3 protein-coding genes are annotated in these 2535 nt (G+C 43.9%); all 3 read left to right on the plus strand.

Annotated features, from left to right (window positions below; translation table 11 throughout):
- Positions 1–517: SDR family oxidoreductase (locus IBX40_12645; protein ID MBE0525158.1), on the plus strand; the 517-nt coding region annotated here is incomplete at its 5' end.
- 28 nt (positions 518–545) lie between these two features.
- Positions 546–1724: an acetyl-CoA C-acetyltransferase gene (locus tag IBX40_12650; GenBank protein ID MBE0525159.1), complete on the plus strand. Its 1179-nt coding sequence runs from the start codon at positions 546–548 to the stop codon at positions 1722–1724.
- A gap of 5 nt (positions 1725–1729) precedes the next feature.
- A partial coding sequence (locus IBX40_12655) for a beta-ketoacyl-ACP reductase (protein ID MBE0525160.1) occupies positions 1730–2535 on the plus strand: 806 nt, incomplete at its 3' end.

Consider the following 2535-nt stretch of genomic DNA (forward strand, 5'->3'; position numbering starts at 1 on the left):
TACTCTGGAAAAATATGGTCGAATCGATGTGCTGATAAATAATGCAGGCATTGTTCAGGATGCCTTTTTATCAAAAATGACTGAAGAACAGTGGGATAAGGTTATCGACGTCAATCTTAAAGGAGTTTTCAACTGCACCCAGGCAGTGGTTGAAGTAATGATGAACCAGGGGAATGGTGTAATTATCAATACATCTTCGATCGTAGGACTCAACGGCAATGTAGGGCAGGTCAATTATGCTGCAACTAAAGCCGGTTTGATCGGCATGACAAAGACTCTGGCAAAGGAACTTGGAAAAAAAGGGATAAGGGTCAATGCAGTAGCGCCTGGATTTATTGCGACTCCGATGACCTCAAATGTTCCTGAAAAGATCCTGGAAATGATGAAAGAAAAAACTCCGTTGCGCAGACTTGGTGCACCAAAAGATATTGCAAATGCATATTTGTATCTTGCTTCAGATGAGGCAAATTTTGTAAATGGAGCTGTGCTCTGTGTAGATGGCGGATTAATAATTTGAGATTTATAAATAAAATTTGGGTGATAAGATGAATAATGTAGTTATTGTATCGGCAACAAGAACTGCAGTTGGGAAGTTCGGGGGAAGTCTGAAGGATTTCAATCCCGGACAGCTTGGTTCTGTGGTATTGAAAGAAGCCTTGAAAAGGGGTAATGTTGGATCAGATGAAGTTAATGAAGTCATAATGGGAAATGTTCTTTCAGCAGGTCATGGCCAGAATGTGGCAAGACAGGCTGCAATTGGAGCGGGAATTCCAAAAGAGGTACCTTCTTTTTGCGTGAACAAAGTATGCGGCTCGGGATTGAAATCGGTTGTTCTGGGAGCACAATCCATCATGCTGGGAGATGCGGATGTTGTACTGGCTGGCGGTGTGGAATCCATGTCTATGACTCCGTACGCGCTGAAAAAAAACCGCTGGGGAGCAAAGATGGGCAACGATGAAGTTGTGGATTTGATGATACATGATGGACTATGGGATGTTTTTGGAAATTACCACATGGGAATTACAGCAGAGAACGTAGCAGAAAAATACAATGTTACCAGGGAAGAGCAGGATGAATTCTCAGCAATTAGCCAGAATAAAGCAGAAGCTGCAATTAAGGCAGGGAAGTTCAAAGAAGAGATTGTTCCTATAGCAGTTCCCCAGCCAAAAGGTGAACCTGTTTTATTTGATACAGATGAATTCCCAAGGTTTCGCACCACAAAAGAGACCCTCGCAAAACTAAAACCAGCATTTAAAAAGGACGGGACAGTAACTGCAGGCAATGCTTCAGGAATTAACGACGGGGCAGCTTGTGTTCTTCTTATGTCTGAAGAAAAGGCAAAAGAAAAAGGACTTACTCCCCTGGCAACCATCCAAAGTTATGGGTTATGTGGAGTTCCTCCTGAACTGATGGGTCTTGGTCCTATTGGCGCAACCAGAAAAGCCATAGAAAAAGCTGGCATAACTTCTGATAAACTCGACCTTATAGAACTCAATGAAGCCTTTGCATCTCAGAGTATCGCAGTTAGCAGGGAACTGGGTTTGAACCCTGACAAAGTTAATGTTAATGGCGGCGCCATAGCCCTCGGGCATCCCATAGGAGCCAGCGGCACAAGGATACTGGTCACGCTTCTGAATGAATTAACAAGAAGGAAAGGCACATACGGACTTGCTTCTCTCTGTATTGGAGGGGGTCAGGGTATTGCCATGGTGATAAAGAGGTAGATAATATGGGACAGAAAGCAGGATTGGAAGGTAAAGTCGCCCTGGTCACCGGAGGTTCAAGGGGGATCGGTCAGGCGATCGCACTGCGGCTCGCGGAAGAAGGCGCCGATGTTGCCATTAATTATCAGTCAACCAAAGACCAGGCTGAGAAGTTATCAAAATTAATAGATCAGATGGGTATGATGGACGAATTCGATAAATTATCCCTGAAGATAGACCTGATGGAGACAAAGGAGAACGCAAAGGAAGTATCAGATTTAATAGATTCTATGGGCAAACACTCTATCATATGCCAGGCAAACGTCAATGACTTTGAGCAGGTAAACAGGATGCGGGACGAGGTGGTAAAGCAGTTCGGTAAAATAGATATTCTGGTCAATAATGCAGGAATAGTAAGGGATAAATCGTTTGTAAAAATGACTCCCCAGATGTGGACAGAAGTCTTATCTGTGAACCTGGATGGAGCTTTCTACTGTACCAAAGCGGTCATAGAGGGTATGCTGGAGAGGAAGTCTGGCAGAATTGTGAATATATCCTCAGTTATCGGAAGGATGGGTAACCGCGGACAGGCAAATTATGCAGCTTCGAAGGCAGGATTAATAGCTCTATCGCAAACGCTGGCAAAAGAATTTGCAGGTAAGGGTATAACCGTAAACGCTGTTGCGCCCGGATTTATTGGAACTGATATGCTAAAATCGGTTCCTAAAGAAATAATGGAAAAAATTCTTGCCCAAATACCATTGGGAAGACTTGGGAAGCCATCCGAGGTAGCAGGAGCTGTGGCTTATCTGGTTTCAGAAGACGCGGATTA

The organism is Methanosarcinales archaeon (genome assembly GCA_014859725.1).
In the GTDB taxonomy this organism is placed as follows: Archaea; Halobacteriota; Methanosarcinia; order Methanosarcinales; family Methanocomedenaceae; genus Kmv04.